Genomic DNA, 18,083 nt, shown 5'->3' on the forward strand with positions numbered 1-18,083 from the left:
CCTACTCCTTGTACTCGTGCTCGGGCGCGGGGTACTCGCCGCGCTCGACGTCGTCCTTGTAGGCGCGAGCCGCCTCGAGGATGGTCTCGCCGATCTGGGCGTACTGCTTGACGAACCGGGGGATGCGACCGCGGTTGAAACCGGCCCAGTCGCTCCACACCATCAGCTGCCCGTCGCAGTGCGGACCCGCACCGACCGAGATCGTCGGGATCGACAACTCGGCGGTGACGCGAGCGGCCGCCTCGGACGGAACCATCTCGAGCACGACGGCGAACGCGCCGGCCTTCTCGACAGCCTTGGCGTCGGCCAGCAACTGATCGGCGCTCTCGCCGCGACCCTGGATGACGTGGCCGCCGAGACCGTGCTCGCTCTGCGGGGTGAAGCCAATGTGTCCCATGACGGGGATGCCGGCGTTCACGATCCGCTTGATCTGCTTGTAGCTGCGTTCGCCGCCTTCGAGCTTGACCGCGTGCGAGCCGGTCTCCTTCATGAACCGGATCGCCGACTTGAGGGCGTCGTCGGGTCCGTTCTCGTACGAGCCGAACGGCAGGTCGGCGATGACGAGCGCACGGGTCACCGAGCGGGCGACGGCGCGGGTGAGCGGGATCAGCTCGTCGATCGTGACCGGCAGCGTCGTGTCGTAGCCGAACACGGTGTTGCCGGCCGAGTCGCCGACGAGCAGGAAGTCGATGCCCGCCTCGTCGAAGATCTGCGCCGACAAGGTGTCGTAGCTGGTGAGACCGGTGATCTTGATCCCGTTCTCCTTGGCCCGCTGGAAATGACGGGTTCGTACGCGCTTGAGGGCCGGGTCGCTGGTGCCGCCCCCGTAGGGACGTTCTTGCTCGCTCACCCAGCCCACCGTACCGGGTCGATGCGGTGCGGGCGAGGGCGAGGTGGCACGATGAAGCCCATGTTCGACACGTCGCAGCTCGGGCCGCTGTACGAGGACTTCTCCGTCGGCGCCACGCTCCCGCCTCTCCCTTCGATCACCCTGACCGAAGCCGACAACGCGATCTACCGGGCGATCACCGGCGACCAGAACCTCCTGGCCGCCGATCGCTCGATCGCCGCTGCGGTGACCGGCAACGACGCCGGTGTGGCGAACCCCGGCCTCGCGCTCCAGTACTCGATCGGCCAGACGACCATGGCGACGCGCCAGGCGATCGCGAACCTGTACTACCGCTCGGTGCGGGTGCTGCGTCCGGTCTTCATCGGCCAGACACTCACCACGACGACCACCGTGCTCGGCCTGAAGGACTCGGCGCCCAAGGGCGACCAGTTCCGCGGCAAGGTGTGGCTCGGCATCACGACCAGTTCGGAAGACGGCCCGGTCGTCGAGTACGAACGCTGTGCGCTGGTCCGCGGCCGCGGACCCGGCCAGCCCGGCCACGCCGACGACATCCCCGGCCCGTCCGACCCGACGCCGCTCGCCGACGTCGCGTCGCTCGTCCCGTCCTGGGATCTCGGTCGCCTGCCGGCGACGTCGTGGGCCGACGGTGAGTCCAAGACCGACCCGCTGCGCGACCACGTCGACCTGGCGGCACCGCTGGCCCGTCTCACGTTCAACCAGGCAGCGGTGCACCGCGACATCACACTCACGGCCAACGGCCGTCGGCTCGTGTATGGCGGCCACGTCCAGGGGCTCGCACAGGGTTCGCTGACGCGCATGCTCCCCGGCCTCGCGCACGTCGTCGCCTGGGACGGCTGCGACCACATCGGCCCGGCGTTCGAGGGCGACCTGGTCGAGTTCACCCACACCCCGGTCGAGCGGGTCGACGCCGGCTCGGGCCAGCTCATCCGTTTCGAGGTGATCGGCACGAAGGTCGCCGACGGCGACAGCGGTCCGTGCGACCCGGTCGACATCTTGCGGTGGACCCCCGTGGTCGTCGCTCCCATCGGCTGAGCACCAGGAATTCTTCGACGAACCGGAACCGTTCGCCCGCGCGTCACGTCAAACCACCAGCACGTTCGTAGTCTGGGGACGGACGGAAAGGTGGACCATGGCCAGCAGATCGAACAAGCGGCGATCGATCGCCGGGATGCTCGCTGCGGGCTTCGTGCTGTCGGCCTGTTGGGGCGGCGGCGACGAGGTCACCTCCAACACCCTCGACTCGTCGGCCGACACGACGGTCGTCGACACCGACCCGATCGTCACCGTCGATGGGCTGCCCGCCGACGACCGACCCGACGACGCCGACCTCGAGGTCCAGCTGAGCGAAGGCTCCTCGGGTGACGACACCGTCGAGCCGACGCCGGTGGCCGAAGGCGCCGCGCTCGACCAGGGCCAGATCGACGAGGTCGTCGACGACCTCCCCGAGTGGGACGTGCCGGCGACCGACACCGACGACGACGAGTTCCGACGCCCTCCCGACACCCTCTTGCCGCCCGAGATCGGCGGCACCGTCGATGTCCCCTTCCCGCCCGACGGCGACGACCCGGTCGACGAGCCGGTCACCGGCCCCCTCCAGGTACTCCGCTACCAGCCCGAGGGACCGGTCGACGTGGCGCCGTTCATCGCCGTCACGTTCGATCAACCGATGGTGCCGGTCGCGACGCTCGACCAGCTCGACGACGCCGACGTGCCGGCCGTCATCACCCCGGCGATCGAGGGCCGGTGGCGCTGGATCGGCACCCGCACCCTGCGCTTCGAGGTGATCCCCGGCGCGATCGATCGGCTGCCGGCAGCGACCCAGTACTTCGTCGAGATCCCGGCCGGCACCCGCTCCGAGAACGGCGGCGTGCTCGACGAGTCGGTCGCCTGGTCGTTCACGACGCCGACGCCGACGCTGCGAGATCTGGCCGGTGTCTCCGACGCGATGAACACCAAGCCGATCTGGGTCGCCACGTTCGACCAACGCGTCGATCCGGCCGCTGTGATCGAGGCGATCACGGTGACGGCGGGCGGCGCCGACGTGCCGATCCGCGTCGCCGGTGAGGCCGAGATCACCGACGACGACGTCGCACGCAACGCGGTCCAAGGGGCACTCGAGGCGCGCGCCGTGGCCTTCACCCCCACCACCGACCTGCCGGTCGACACGACGATCGAGATCCAGATCGGGCCCGACGTACCCTCTGCCGAGGGTCCACTGACCGGCTCCGACGTCGAGCGGTTCACCGGCGCCACGTTCGGGGCGCTCGAGGTCCGCACCACGCGCTGCGGATGGGACGAGCGCTGCCAGCCCGGCCAGTCGTTCCAGATCGAGTTCTCGAATCCGCTCGACCCCGAATCGTTCGACGCATCCCAGATCTCGGTCGAGCCCGCCATCCCCGGACTCCGCATCGACGTCTACGGATCGGTGATCGAGCTCCGCGGCGACACCGCCGGCCGCACCGACTACACGGTCACCCTCGACGGTGACCTCACCGACGTGTTCGGCCAACAGCTCGGCGACGACGTCGAGGTCACGTTCGAGGTCGGCACGGCCGACCCGGCACTGCGCGGCCTGTCCAACGGCTTCATCACGACCGACCCGACCGCCGAGACGCCGACGGTCTCGATCGACACCATCAACCACGACGAGGTCCTCGTCACCGCCTGGTCGGTGACGCCACCGCAATTCGTCGAGTACCGCGACTACGTCGACTCGCTCTGGAGCGACGAAGACGCCCCGGCCCCCGAGTGGTCGCTCGCGTTCGAGGACGAGATCGAGATCGACAACGTCGAAGACCGCTGGGTCGAGACGGCGATCGACCTCACCGACGCCTTCAACGCGTCGAACGGCCAGCTCGTCGTGCGGGTCGACCCGCTCATCGACATCAGTCGCGACGACGAGGCGTACTGGGCGAATCAGCCGACCGTGTCGTGGGTCCAGAACACGACCCTCGGTATCGACGCCATCCGCGACGGCGAGAGCCTCGTGATCATCACGACCGACCTCGCCACCGGCGAACCGATCGGCGACGTCCCCGTCGAGCTGGTGGGCGACGGCCGCGTCGCGACCACCCACGAGGAGGGCACCGTCGAGATCGAGCTCGCCGACGACCCGGTGATCGGTCTGTTCGGCAACGCCGGCGACCGGCGAGCCTTCCTCCCCGCCGACGAGTGGAACGGCTGGACCGCCGAGGAGTACGGCTCCGAGGGCCGCTGGTACGTCTTCGACGACCGCGGCATCTACCGTCCCGGCGAGACCGCCTACCTCACCGGTTGGCTGCGTCGCTTCGACTGGAGCGAGGGTGCCCAGCTCGAACTGTACGACGAGGAATCGTCCGTGACCTGGCAGGCGTACGACGCGCAGGGCGCCGACCTCGGGAGCGGCGCGCTCGACCTGAGCGCGCTCGGGCGCTTCACCCTCGACCTCGAGATCCCGGCAGGAGCCAACCTCGGCCCGACCTACGTCGAGTTCTCCGTCGACGGCCCCGACGGCTTCAGCTCGACGACCCACACGATCCAGGTGCAGGAGTTCCGCCGACCGGAGTTCGAGGTGACCGCGAGGGTCGAGACCCCGGCACCGCACTTTGCCGACGAGCCGGCCACCGTCGCGGTCGACGCCGAGTACTTCGCCGGGGGCCCACTCCCCGACGCCGAGGTCGACTGGCTCGTCGCCACCTCCGACACGACGTTCACCCCGCCCGACCGAGACGACTACTCGTTCGGCGTGTGGCAGCCGTGGTGGTGGTACGACGGCATCGGATTCGCGGGTGATGTGGCAGCCGACGTGGCGTACGAATCGGACGCCTGCTGGGACTGCGGCCCGTCCGGTGATGTCACCTACGAGGAGTTCAGCGGCCGCACCGACGCCGAGGGTTCGCACTACCTGCAACTCGCCTTCGGTGGCGACGACGTCGATCTGCCGTCGACGGTGTCGGCACAGGCGACGGTGTACGACGTCAACCGGCAGGCGTGGTCATCCACCACCGACCTGCTCGTCCACCCGGCCGAGACCTACGTCGGCCTGCGTTCCGACCGCAACTTCGTCCGTCAGGGCACACCGATCCGGATCGACGCCATCGTCACCGACGTCGACGGTGGGCTGGTGGCCGGCAACGAGGTCGAGGTGACCGCCGGGCGCGTCGACTACACCTACGACGGCGGCACGTGGACCGAGGTCGTCATCGACCCGCAGACATGCTCGTTCACCTCCACCGAGACCGAGGGCGACGATGCCATGCGGTGCGAGTTCGCGACCGACGTCGGCGGCACGTACGAGATCACGGCGATCGTCACCGACGGCGACGGCAACCGCAACCGCACCGAGCTCACCCAGTGGGTGTCGGGTGGCACGGGTCGCCCGGTCCGCAACGTCGAGCAGGAGCAGGTCAACATCGTCCCCGACGGCGACGACTACGCCCCGGGCGACATCGCCGAACTCCTGGTCCAGGCGCCGTTCGCTCCGGCCTGGGGCACGGTCACGATCGCCCACCACGACATCGTCTCGGTCGAGAGCTTCGAGGCCGAGGACGGCAGCGCGGTGATCGAGATCCCGATCACCGGCGAGCACGTTCCGAACCTGACGATCCAGATCGACATGACGGGCTCCGCGCCGCGCTACGACGACGACGGCAACGTCCGAGACGACCTGCCGGCCCGCCCCGCCTTCGCGACCGGCACGATCGACCTGCCGGTCCCACCGACCAACCGCACGCTCGACGTCACCGTCACCCCGGCCGACGACGCCGTCGAGCCGGGTACCGAGACGTCGGTGACCGTCTCGGTCGTCGACCCCGACGGTGCCGCCGTCGAGGGCGCCGAGGTCGCCGTGGTGATCGTCGACGAGGCCGTGCTGTCGCTCACCGGGTACGAACTGACCGATCCGGTCGACGTCTTCTACCGCGACGTGTGGGCGGCGATCCGTTCGACGTACCTCCGCTCGACCATCCGGCTCGCGTCGACCGTCCAGCTCGACCGCGAGAGCGAGGCGACCGAGGAGTCGGCGTTCGAACCGGCAGCCGGCGAGTCCGACGACATGGCCGACGGTGACATGGCCGCCGACGACTCCGGCGGCGACGAGGCCGGCCGCTCGGCCGACGAACCGTCGATCGACGTGCGGTCCGACTTCGACGCCGTCGCCGTGTACGCACCGACCGAGATCACCGGTGCCGACGGCACCGTGACGGTCGACGTGCCGCTCCCCGACAACCTCACCCGCTACCGGGTGATGGCCGTCGCGGTCGACGGCGTCGAACACTTCGGCAAAGGCGAGTCGACCATCACCGCCCGCCTCCCGCTCATGGCTCGCACCTCGGCGCCGCGCTTCTTGAACTTCGGCGACCAGTTCGAGCTACCCGTCACCCTCCAGAACCAGACCGACGAACCCCTCGACGTCGACGTCGTGGTGCAGGTGTCGAACCTGTCGCTCTCGGGGCCGTCCGGCAAGCGGGTGACCGTGCCCGCGAACGACCGGGTCGAGGTCCGGTTCCCGCTCGAGACCGTCGACGTCGGCACGGCCAGGGTGCGGGTGGCGGCGGTGAGCGGCGACTTCGCCGACGCCAACGAGATCGCCATGCCCGTGTACACCCCGGCGACGAGCGAAGCGTTCGCGGTGTACGGCACCATCGACCAGGACGCGAGCGACGGCGGCGCCATCGGCCAGTCCGTGATCACACCGACCGACGTCATCCCACAGTTCGGCGGCTTCGAGATCGGTACGTCGTCGACGGCCGTCCAGACCCTCACCGATGCGGTGCTCTATCTCGAGGAGTACGACTACCAGTCGTCCGACGGCTACGCCTCACGCATCATGGCGGTGGCGGCGCTGCGCGACGTGCTCGAGGCGTTCGACGCCGCCGGCCTCCCGCCGACCGCCGAGCTCGAGCAGCGTGTGGCCAGCGATCTGACCCGGCTCACCGCGCTGCAGAACGACGACGGTGGCTTCCCGTTCTGGCAGCGAGGTCGCGAGTCGATCCCGTGGAACTCGGTGCAGGCGACCCACGCACTCGTCCTCGCCGACCAGGCCGGCTACGTCGTGTCGGCCTCGGCGCTCGACCGGGCGCTGGCCTTCCTCGCCGAGATCGAGGCGCACATCCCGGCCGACTACCCCGACGACGTCCGCAACACCGTCATCGCCTATTCCCTCTTCGTCCGCAACGAGGCGGGGCAGGGCGACGCTCGCAAGGCCGCCGATCTCTTCATCGATGCCGGTGACGAGCTGGGCCTCGACGCCCTGGCCTGGATCTGGCCGTCGGTCACCGACCCCGATCTGCGAACCCTGATCGAACTCCGATTCGCCAACAGCGTCACCGAGACGCCGGGTGGCGCGACGTTCCCGCTCGACTACGGCGAGGGCGACTACCTGATCGCCCATTCGGAACGCCGCTCCGACGGCATCATCCTCGATGCGCTGATCACCGAGCAACCCGAGAGCGACCTCATCCCGAAGGTCGTCAGCGGGCTTCTCTCCCGGCAGGAGAACGGCCGCTGGAACAACGCACAGGAGAACTCGTTCATCCTGCTCGCGATGCACCGCTACTTCGAGACGTTCGAAGACGTCGAGCCGTCGTTCGTCGCGCGGGCGTGGCTCGGCGAGACCTATGTCGCCGAGTCGGAGTTCGAAGGCCGTACGACCGAGCAGGTGTCGACCCTGATCCCGATGTCGGAGTACACGCGCCTCACCACCACCGAGGACGGCAGCAGCCAGCAACTGGTCGTCTCGAAGGACGGCGACGGCCGCCTCTACTACCGACTGGGGCTCGAGTACGCCCCTGCCGACCTCCAGCTCGACCCGCGCGACGAGGGGTTCGTCGTCGAGCGCACGTACGAACCGATCGGCGACGACGACACCGTCTCGCGCGACGAGAACGGCGCATGGCGCATCGAGCCGGGAGCAACGGTCCGGGTGCGGGTGACGATGGTCGCCGACGCCCGGCGCACCAACGTGGCGCTCGTCGATCCGCTTCCCGCCGGTCTCGAACCGCTCAACCCGGCGCTCGCCGTCACCGGCGTGATCGCCCCCGACGAGCCGGAGGACGGCGAGGTCGAACCGCTGACGAGGTCGACGTGGTGGTGGTCGTGGTTCGACCACCAGAACCTGCGCGACGACCGTGCGGAGGCGTTCGCCCGCTACCTCGACGGCGGCACGTACGAGTACAGCTATCTGGCACGTGCGACGACACCCGGTACGTTCGTGGTGCCGCCCACCAAGGCCGAAGAGATCTACGCCCCCGAGGTGTTCGGCCGCTCGGCGACCGACACGGTCGTCGTCGGCTGACGGCCGAACTCAGTCGTTCGGCTTCGGCGCGTCCGGGTCGGGATGGAGACCGGACGCGGTGCCCTCGCTCTCGTCCGGACGCAGCCGATCACGCTCGTCGTCGGGCTGCTCGCCGGAGATCTTCTTCGCGGCGTCGTCGACCTTCTTCAGGTGATCGGCGTACTTCCCACCGGTCTTCTTGTCGATGGTGTCGGTCGCCTTGCCGACGGTCGAGCCGATCTTGTCCTTGTTCTTGTCGAACAGACGCTTCGCCTTGTTGATGTTCCTGCTGCTGAACAAACCCATGACGTCAGGGTAGAACGCTGATCACGGTTCGACCCCCATCACGGTTCGACAACGGGAAACATCGACATGAACACGTCGAGGTGGCCGAACACGGCACGGACTGCGTCGGCGTCACCGTCGACCGAGACCCGACCGCCGTCGATCGCCTCGTCGATGGTCAGCTCCGCCGACCCGATCTCGACGAGTACCGACCGGTCGAACGATGCGGTGGCGTCGGCCTGTGCAACGTGGCCCCGAGAGGTGCTCATCGCGCGGTTCGAGACCGAGACCTTCCAGTCGGGCCCGTCTACGTCGATCGTGTCGCCGATGTGCATGTTGACCGTCACGTCGACGCCGCCGACCTCGTCGGCTTTCAACCGCACCGCGGCGGCGTCCATCAGCTGTTCGATCGTCATCGCGTCGAGGTAGCCGCGCCGCATCGCCGGGTTGCCGACAGGGCTGCCGTTGCGCAGCTCCTGGGCGCCGTACAGGAACGCGTTGCGGAACGTCGCCGACTCGCTCTGGTACCCGAGCTGTTCGAACGCATCGGCCTGCAGCTCGCGGGCCGCCTCGTTCGACGGGTCGCTGAACACGAGATGGTTGACGACCTCGACGACCCAGCGGTAGTCACCGCGGTCGAATGCTTCGCGTGCCTTGGCCAGCAACGCGTCCGGGCCACCGGCGAGATCGACGTACCGCTCCCCGACCTCGGTCGGCGGCAGCTTCCACAGGTTGGCCGGATTGCCGTCGTACCACGACAGGTAGCGCTGGTAGACGGCCTTGACGTTGTGTGCCAGGTGGCCGTAGTAGCCCGTCGTGTGCCCCTCGGTGTGCAGCTCGGGCGGCAACGCCAGGTCGTCGGCGATCTCGAGCGGTGTCATGCCGTGGTTGGCCCGGCGCATGGTCTGGTCGTGGATGTAGCGGTACATGTCGCGCTGCTTGCGCAGGAAACCGACGACGTCGTCGTTGCCCCAGCGCGGCCAGTGGTGCGACGCGAACATGACCTCGCTCGCCGAGCCGAACAGGTCGATCGCCTCACCGATGTACTTCGACCAGGCGAGCGAGTTGCGGGCCTGGGCGCCGCGGATCGGGATCAGGTTGTGCATGTTGTGCGAGCAGTTCTCCGCCATGCACAGCCAGCCCTTCCCGGCACCCATTCGGTCGGGGAAGAAGAAGTTCATCTCGGCCGGCGCCTCGGCCTCCGGCGTCATCTGGAACACGATCCGGACCCCGTCGACCACCATCTCTTGGCCGGTGTGGGTGATGTCGTGGGTCGGGGCGAGCAGCCCGGGCGGCGACAGCGGGATCGCCTTGCCGAGGCCGCAGTCGACGTGCCCCCGCGGGCCGGGCGGCAGCAGCGGACCGAACTGGAACAGTGCCCGGCGGGTCATCGCGTAGCCGGCGATCACGTTCTCGTTGACGACCTCGTACAGGAAGTGCTCGGGCGCGATGATCTGACAGTCGCCGGCGTCGACGGCTTCCTTGCTCGTCACGCCCAGCACACCGCCGAAGTGGTCGGTGTGGGAGTGGGTGTAGATCACCGCCGTGACGGGCCGCTCGCCGAGGTGCTCGTTCGCCAGCGCCAGGCTGTCGCGCGCGCATCCTTCGACGGTGAGCGGGTCGATCACGATCCAGCCCGTCTCGCCCTCGATGAAGGTGATGTTGGAGATGTCGTACCCGCGTGCCTGCCAGATGCCGGGGCCGACCTCGAACAGGCCGTGCAGGTTGTTGAGCTGCGCCTGCCGCCACAGGCTCGGGTTCACCGTGTCGGGGTTGTCGCTCCCCTGCTCGATGAAGTCGTACTTGGCGACGTCCCACGCGATGCCCCAGGCGCCTTCGATCTGTCCGGTCGGGTGCTGCGCCACGAGCCCTCGAGACGCCCGCTCGAGGTCGGCAGGGTCCATCCCGAGGTCGCGAGGGGCATTCGCGACCCGTGTGTGTTCGGAAGCAGGCTTCGGTAACGACGGCATCCCGAGAGTCTGACCCACCCGGTCCCCCGGCGGAGAACGCAGACCGCCGAGAGCGTCGGGCCCTCGGCGGTCTTTCAGACGTGCGTGATCATCGGTACATCAGGCGGGGTCGGTTTCGTCGAGCGCAAGGCGCGCTGACCCCGAGTTGCCTTTCGGCAACGAGCGGGTCGGCGGAACGCAGCCAGCGGGCAAACCGGCCGGTTGCCACTAATAGCGGTAGTGGTCGGGCTTGTAGGGGCCCGACGGCTCGACGCCGATGTACTCGGCTTGTTCGTCGGTGAGCGGGGTGAGCTTCACGCCCAGGGCGTCGAGGTGGAAGCGGGCGACCTTCTCGTCGAGGTGCTTGGGCAGCACGTAGACGCCGAGCGGGTAGTCGTCGATCTTCTGGAACAGCTCGATCTGGGCGAGCACCTGGTTCGAGAACGAGCAGCTCATCACGAAGCTCGGGTGACCGGTCGCGCAACCGAGGTTCACGAGGCGGCCTTCGGCGAGGATGATGATCTGCTTGCCGTCGTCGAAGCGCCACACGTCGGTGCCGGGCTTCAGCTCGTCACGGACGGCACCCGAGCGGGCGAGGCCTTCCATGTCGATCTCGTTGTCGAAGTGGCCGATGTTGCAGACGATCGCGTTGTGCTTCATCTTGCGCATGTCGTCGATCGTGATCAGACCCATGTTGCCCGAGGCGGTCACGAACAGGTCGGCGGTCTCGACGACCTCGTCGAGCGTGAGGACCTGCAGACCCTCCATCGCGGCCTGCAGCGCGTTGATCGGGTCGATCTCGGTGACCACCACGCGGCAACCCTGCCCCTGCAGCGACTGGACGCAGCCCTTGCCGACGTCGCCGTAGCCGAGCACGACGGCGGTCTTGCCACCGAGCATGACGTCGGTCGCACGCGAGATCGCGTCGACCAGCGAGTGGCGGCAGCCGTACAGGTTGTCGAACTTCGACTTGGTGACCGAGTCGTTGACGTTGATGGCCGGGAAGAGGAGCTCACCCTTGTTGAACATGTTGTACAGACGATGCACGCCGGTGGTGGTCTCCTCGGTGACGCCCTTGATCCCGGCCGCCATGCGGGTCCACTTCTGCGGGTCGTCCTTCATCGAACGCTGGATGAGGCCGAGCACGAGCGCCAGCTCGGGGTTCGAGGCCGACGTCGGGTCGGGGGCCTCGCCGGCCTTCTCGAACTCGACGCCCTTGTGGACGAGGAGGGTGGCGTCGCCGCCGTCGTCGAGGATCATGTTCGGGCCGTCCTGGCCGTCCCAGGTGAGCATCTGGTCGGTGCACCACCAGTACTCCTCGAGCGTCTCGCCCTTCCAGGCGAAGACCGGGACGCCCTGCGGGTCGTCGACGGTGCCGTCGGGGCCGACGACGACCGCGGCGGCCGCGTGGTCCTGGGTCGAGAAGATGTTGCAGCTGGCCCAGCGCACCTCGGCGCCGAGCGCCGTGAGGGTCTCGATCAGCACCGCCGTCTGGATCGTCATGTGCAGCGAGCCGGAGATGCGGGCGCCGGCGAGCGGCTGCGTCGGGCCGTACTCCTCGCGGATCGCCATCAGGCCGGGCATCTCGTGCTCGGCGAGCAGCATCTCCTTGCGGCCGAAGGGGGCCAGTGAGAGGTCGGCGACTCGGAAGTCGAGCTTGCCGTCAGGACGTGCGAGGGTGGACATGGTTCTCCTCCGTGAGGGTGCGCGATCGACAGATCGTGGGTGTTCGGATGGAGCGAGCCGGGGCCTCCTGGCACCCATCTGTTCAGCCCGCAGGGCACGTCACACGCTAGCGGACCACCGGCGACGTCAGTCGCTGAGCACGACGGCGTACACGTCGAGCAGGTAGTCGACGTAGCCGGCGTAGTTGAACACGCACAGCTGCGACGGCACGTTCTCGTTGTCGCCGTAGCGCAGGAGCGCCATGTTCGGCACGGCCTCGGCCTCGCCGAGGTTGACGTTGGAGATCTCGGGCGCCGGCTTGCACTCGTCGGGCGAGTTCTGGGTCGCGTCGTCGGGGTACGGGTACGCCGTCATGTGGGTGCGCACCGGCGCCCACGAGTACTGACGCTCGAGGCCGGTGGCGGTGAAGTTGCCGATCAGGCCTTCCTGCGGGCCGACCCACGTGCCGTTGATCTTGACGTCGTTCACGAACGCCTCGAAACTCCACGGTTCGGCGCGGGCGGGGCCGAGCGGCTGATCGTGGAAGTCGGAGTCGCGGGTGTCGAACGCACGGAACGACGACACGAGCGGGATGACACGGCCGGCCCGGGACGACTCGTCGACACCTTCGACCAGGTAGCCGGTGACGTCGACGACGGCCCGCACCTCGCCTCGGAGGCTGAACAGGTGAATGCGGCCGTCGTCGCCGACGGGCACGAACGCCACGTTGGCACGGGTCTGGCCGGTGACGAGGTTGAGGTTGCTCGTCGACGGCTGCTGGGCGACGATGCTCGGGTTGAAGTCGTCGGGGACGAGCGACAGGTGCGTCGCCGTGCTGCCGCCGTAGGCGTTGACGCCGGTGAGGTTGACGATCACGCCGACCACGTTCTCGTCGTCGGGGACGATCGTCTGGCCCGAGTCGATGTCGGTGGCGCCACGGATGTCGAGCGACACCTTGCGGGCGCCCTTGAGCGTGGCGGAGCCGGAGTCGTAGATGCGGGCCGGGTCGATCGTCTGGACTCGGGCGCCGTTGTCGACGTAGCCGCTGGTGGAGAACCAGCCCGACACGTCGACGATGAAGTGGGCGGTGCCGTTGGCGTTGGGGGTCTCGAGGTGGACGGTGACCTTGCCCTCGGCGCCGGGGCGGAGGATCGCCGAGTTCGCGACCGTGCGACCGGGGGTGTAGTTGACGACCGAGGACTCACCGGGGGTGGTGCCCGCCGGGAAGATCGTGGCGTGCCCGGCCTGGGTCGGGTTGACGACGGTCACGTTCGCCACGACGGCGAGCACGTCGTCGTCGAAGCCGTCGTTGTCGCCGTCGACGAAGGGCTTGAAGCCGCCGCTGCCGAGCAGCGGCACGTCGAACCGGACGCCGGTGGAGCTGCCCGTCTGGCGGGCACCCTTGCTGGCCGGCGTGGCGACGCTGGTCTCGCTGGGCCGCGAGTCGTAGATGCGGACCGGGTCGATCTCGTGGAACTCGCCGCCGGCGCCGAGCGCGGGATCGGCCGCGGCGATGGTGCGTCCGCCGCCACCGGGCGACACGACGATCGCGAGGGTGGCGGCTGCGGCGACCGCGCCGAGGGTCAGCGCGGCGTTGGTGAGGCGTCGGCGAAGGGCAGGCACGGCGGTCATCGTAACGTGTTCGTCATATCAGGGGACGTCAGGGCGATCATCCGTCCGTGACCAGGGCCGACAGACGGTCGAACTCTTCATCGGTCAACGCGGTCGCGTCCTCGACCAACATCACCGGAATTCCGTCGCGGACCTCGTAGGTACGCCGCAGCCGGGGGTTGAACAGCACCTGCTCGCTCTCGAGATAGTGCAGTTCACCCTTGTCCTCGGGGCAGACGAGGATGGCCAGGAGGGTGGAATCGAGCGACATCGGCGGGGCCTTTCGAGGTCGGGAGATCGGTGGTGGTCAGGACTGGGTGATGAGGGCGAGCATGTCGGCGACGCGATCGTCGCAGATCTCACGGTCGACGGCTTCGAGGTTGAGTCGCAGCAACGGTTCGGTGTTCGACGGGCGGAGGTTGAACCACCAGTCGTCGCAGTCGACGCTGAGCCCGTCGAGCCGGTCCTGGGGCTTGCCGTCGAAGTGGGCGCTGACGGCCTCGATGACGGCACGGGGGTCGTCGACCTGGGTGTTGATCTCGCCGCTCGCGGCATAGCGCTCGTACGGCTTGCGCATGACCGACAGCGCCTCACCGTTGCGGCTCATCTCGCCGATCATCAGCATCGACGCGATCAGGCCGGAGTCGGCCCGGTAGTTGTCGGCGAAGTAGTAGTGCGCCGAGTGCTCGCCACCGAACGCGGCGCCGGTCTCGACCATGACCTGCTTGATGTAGGAGTGGCCGACCTGGGTGCGCACCGGTTCGCCACCGAGTTCGCGGACGACCTCGGGCACCGCCCGGGAGCAGATCAGGTTGTGCAGGATCGTGGCGCCGGGATTGGACCGCAGGACCGACGCGGCGAGCAGCGCCGTGGTCGTGGAGCCGCTCAGCCCCTCGCCCAGTTCGTCGACCATGAACACCCGGTCGGCGTCGCCGTCGAATGCCAGGCCCAGGTCGAACTCGCCGGTGACCACTCGGGCACGCAGGTCGCGCTGGTTGGCCGGCTGGAGCGGGTCGGCGGGATGGTTGGGGAACGATCCGTCGAGTTCGCCGTACATGACCTCGAGTTCGATGGCCGCGAGCCGGTCGAACACGGCCGGGACGACGAGGCCGCCCATACCGTTGGCCGTGTCGGCCACCACCCGCATCGGCCGGATGGCGTCGGCGTCGAGGAACGACACGACATGGTCGGCAAAGGCGTCGAGCAGATCGCGCTGCGAGTACGAACCGGCGGTCTCGGCGGGGCGCGGTCCGACACCGTCGAGCACGGTGGACGCCGTGGCTCGGATCTCGGCGAGCCCGCTGTCGATGCCGACCGGGCGGGCGCCGGCGAGGCAGAACTTCACACCGTTGTACTGCGCCGGGTTGTGCGAGGCGGTGAACATGGCGCCGGGCATGTCGAGCGAGCCGGCCGCGTAGTAGAGCAGGTCGGTGGAGGCCAGGCCGATGTCGAGCACGTCGACACCCTGTTCCTGGACACCACGAGCGAACTCGGCCACGAGATCGTCGCCGGAACGGCGCATGTCTCGGCCGACCACGATCTGGTCGACTCCGGTGAAGCGGGCGAATCCGACTCCGAGCGCGTGTGCGACCTCTCCATGGAATTGGTCGGGAACGGTGCCGCGGATGTCGTACGCCTTGACGATCTCATCGAGAACTGACATAGAGCGGTCCTTTACGCTAGCGGGGGTTCGTCGTCGGCCGGTGCCGACGAGTCGTCGGGTGCCCCGGACGGCACCAGCTCGACCTCCGTGCGTCGATCGGTCGACCATTCGTCGCGCGGCGCATGACCGGTCGATCCGTCGGTCAGCTCGTCGTCGATGTCACCGTCGTCGCCGTCTGCGTCGGTCGGCTTGCCGAAGCCGGCCGGCACCGGGGCGCCATGGACGACGTCGCCCTCGCGTCGCCACCAGAAACAGAGGGCGATGCCGAACAGCGTCAGCAGGATCGACAGGTAGTCGGCGGCGCTGCGCCCGTACGACAACTCGACGTGGGTGTCGGTCGGGACGACGACCATCATGTTGGGCCCGATCCGCCACGGCCCCTCGGCACCGTCGGCCTGCCAGTTCGGGAAATACGACACCTTGACGAGCACCGGCACACCGACCTGGTCGACGTCGAACTCGAGCGACTGCTCGTACATCTCGACGTTGCTGACCGTCACGGCCGGCAGCGGGACGGGCTCGATCGGCTCGGCGGGCACGACGATGTCGACCCGTGGTCCGTTCGGGTCGCCCTCTTCGAGGCGTCGCGTCAGGTCGGGCTCGACATCGATCCGCTGCCACGAGTCGGGGCCGCCCTCGGCGGGCATCGCCACCCATTCGTCGGGCTGCTGGAACCAGCTGGCGCCGATCTCGAGCAGGCGTTCACGAGGATCGTTCGCGCCGTCGCCGTCGCCGAGGCGCTCCTCGACCACGACGGGCTGCATGTCGAGCCCGACGACGATGTCGCTGTTCGCGACCTCGTAGATCTCCCACGGCGCCGACTCGGCGACCAGGGTGAGTTCGGGCTGTTGTGCGGCCTCGTTCTTGGCTTCGTCGGTGCGGACCATCGCATACCGCACACCGAGATCCTGCAGGTGGCGCACGCCGACCGATGCGTCGTTGTCGGTGTAGCGGAGTTCGCGAACCGGGTTCGACGACTGCTTCGACATCGCCGCTGCCGTCAGGAAGTGGTACGGCGTCGTGCCCGACGCCTCGAAGAACAGACCCTCCATCGAACCGATGCAGCCGTCGGTCCAGAACGGGAGGAGCATCAGCGCCATCGTCGTGCCGTACTGGCCGTTGTCGCCCGAGTTCTCCCAGAGCGCACGTCCACACCCGTGGTTCGGGTCGTCGCCGAGGCCTTCCATGGTCGTCACGACCTGGCGGTACTCGGTGTAGTACTGGCCGCGACCTTCGTAGCCGCGGAAGTTGTAGCTCGACCAGCCGTCGCCCTGGGCGTCGGCGTTGGTCGAGGTGGCGACGAACGGGCCCCACGAGTAGACGGAGGTGCCGTCGTCGAGGGTCGTGTTGCCGCCGCCCGGCAGTTCCTGGAACAGGAATCCGAGCACCACGAGCACGCCGACCGCGGGCACGACTGCCAGGCCGGTCGCTGCGACGGCGGACGGTTCGTCGTTCGCCCGCCGGTCTCGGATCGCGTTCCAGATCAGGGCGAGCAGCGAGTAGGCGCCGATCATCATGAGCAGGTAGCGCACGAGGTACAGGCCGGGCAGCACGCGCGGGTTCCAGAGCAGGCCGAGACCCGGGATGGAGTCCTTGCCGAGATACACGCCGGCGACGAGCACCAGCGCAAGCACGCCGAGCGCCGACCCGTTCAGGTCGCGTCGCAGGATGCTGAACAGGAACCCGAGGATCGCCAGCGTCGTGATGATGATGTCGAGCGGGATCGTCAGCGGGAAGTACATCTCCCACCAGTTGGTGAGCGCTCCGTACTTCATGTCGGTGTGGTACTCGTGATCCCAGAGGAACGGCAGCACCCACCAGGCCGACAGCAGGATCGTCGTGACGCCGACCGTCCACGCGTAGCGCCAGCGCGTCCGGTCGATCCAGATGAGGCAGAACACGACCGCCGCCGGCACCAGGAACGCGATCAGCACGACACCGTGGGAGACGCACGCCGCCGCGAGCAACACCGAGGTCCACACCCGGTACCGGCCGGTGCGGAGCCCGTTCGCCAGCAGGCCGAGCGCCAGCATGGCGATCGACAGCGAGATCGAGAACGAGAACTCGCCCGCCATCGTCGACTTGAGGTTGCCGCCGTAGATCGAGAAGCTCTCGTCGAGGGCGAACGACAGTCCGGCGAAGGCGAACAGTTCGGGCAGCGGGTACTTGAACGAGGCGAGTCGGCCGAACGCCCAGCACGAGAACGGCAGGGTGATGAGGCCGAGCACGCTGACGAGCTTGAGTGCCACGCCGTACGGCAGCACCAGATCGACGAGCACGACGGCCAGCGCCGGCAGCACCATGTAGAAGCGGTAGGCCGGGAAACCGGCGTACCAGTCCATCGTCCACCCGTTGAGTCGGAAACCGCCGAGCAGGTGGTCGCGTAGATAAGCGGGTCCCCACACGTGGGCGCCGAAGTCGCCACCCGTCGGCGTCGTGTCGTCGAACACGAGGTCGCGGCCCGGCAGGATGCTCAGGTGGACGACGTTGGTCATGATGTACGTCGTGACGAGCAGGGTCAGCGTCGTGAACGAGACCCGCACGATGCGTTCGTCGGTCCAGGGGCGCCGCCACCAGGCGACGGGTCGACGCACGATGCGGGCACCCGCACGATGGAGCAGCGACGGTTCGGTCTCCGTGTCGCCGACGGGACCCTCATCGATCGGTTCGTCGACGGGAATCGTGGTCTCGTCGACCGTCGACGCCTCGTCGGGCGCGTCGGTTGGGGGGTCGAGTCGATCAGTCATGACCGATCCATTGTGTCAGCCGGTGGCCACGGTGGGCGGT

Annotated in this window: 10 protein-coding genes; 2 read left to right on the top strand and 8 right to left on the bottom strand. The window is 68.4% G+C overall.

Annotated elements, in window-relative coordinates; genetic code table 11:
- Position 1: 1 nt before the first annotated feature.
- Entirely contained in the window at positions 2–850 is an 849-nt protein-coding gene (gene panB, locus BDK89_RS14920; protein ID WP_133869702.1) for a 3-methyl-2-oxobutanoate hydroxymethyltransferase, read from the bottom strand.
- A 60-nt stretch (positions 851–910) separates the two neighbouring features.
- Between panB and BDK89_RS14925 the strand changes: the two genes are divergently transcribed.
- Both BDK89_RS14925 and BDK89_RS14930 read left to right on the top strand, forming a co-directional pair.
- Complete coding sequence (locus BDK89_RS14925; protein WP_166657598.1) at positions 911–1,903, top strand: MaoC/PaaZ C-terminal domain-containing protein; 993 nt, start codon at positions 911–913, stop codon at positions 1,901–1,903.
- A 97-nt stretch (positions 1,904–2,000) separates the two neighbouring features.
- Positions 2,001–8,144: an alpha-2-macroglobulin family protein gene (locus BDK89_RS14930; protein ID WP_133869704.1), complete on the top strand. Its 6,144-nt coding sequence runs from the start codon at positions 2,001–2,003 to the stop codon at positions 8,142–8,144.
- A 9-nt stretch (positions 8,145–8,153) separates the two neighbouring features.
- Here BDK89_RS14930 and BDK89_RS14935 read toward each other — a convergent pair whose 3' ends face one another.
- The 7 genes from BDK89_RS14935 to BDK89_RS14965 form a co-directional block, all read right to left on the bottom strand.
- Positions 8,154–8,429 carry an antitoxin gene (locus BDK89_RS14935; protein ID WP_133869705.1) on the bottom strand — a complete coding sequence of 92 codons (276 nt, stop codon included), beginning with the start codon at positions 8,427–8,429 and terminating at the stop codon, positions 8,154–8,156.
- A 38-nt stretch (positions 8,430–8,467) separates the two neighbouring features.
- Positions 8,468–10,312, bottom strand: a complete 1,845-nt coding sequence (locus tag BDK89_RS14940; protein ID WP_166657599.1) for an alkyl/aryl-sulfatase — start codon at positions 10,310–10,312, stop codon at positions 8,468–8,470.
- Between the two features lie 273 nt (positions 10,313–10,585).
- Complete coding sequence (gene ahcY, locus BDK89_RS14945; RefSeq protein WP_133869707.1) at positions 10,586–12,043, bottom strand: adenosylhomocysteinase; 1,458 nt, start codon at positions 12,041–12,043, stop codon at positions 10,586–10,588.
- Positions 12,044–12,169: 126 nt separating this feature from the next.
- Positions 12,170–13,645 (bottom strand): hypothetical protein, encoded by a 1,476-nt coding sequence (locus tag BDK89_RS14950; protein ID WP_133869708.1) that lies wholly within the window; start codon positions 13,643–13,645, stop codon positions 12,170–12,172.
- Between the two features lie 46 nt (positions 13,646–13,691).
- Positions 13,692–13,904, bottom strand: a complete 213-nt coding sequence (locus BDK89_RS14955; protein WP_133869709.1) for a Trm112 family protein — start codon at positions 13,902–13,904, stop codon at positions 13,692–13,694.
- Positions 13,905–13,940: 36 nt separating this feature from the next.
- Positions 13,941–15,296, bottom strand: coding sequence for a phosphohexomutase domain-containing protein (locus BDK89_RS14960; protein ID WP_133869710.1), 1,356 nt, complete (start codon positions 15,294–15,296; stop codon positions 13,941–13,943).
- An 11-nt stretch (positions 15,297–15,307) separates the two neighbouring features.
- Positions 15,308–18,043 carry a hypothetical protein gene (locus BDK89_RS14965; protein WP_133869711.1) on the bottom strand — a complete coding sequence of 912 codons (2,736 nt, stop codon included), beginning with the start codon at positions 18,041–18,043 and terminating at the stop codon, positions 15,308–15,310.
- Positions 18,044–18,083: the final 40 nt, after the last annotated feature.

Source organism: Ilumatobacter fluminis (assembly GCF_004364865.1).
Lineage (GTDB): Bacteria > Actinomycetota > Acidimicrobiia > Acidimicrobiales > Ilumatobacteraceae > Ilumatobacter > Ilumatobacter fluminis.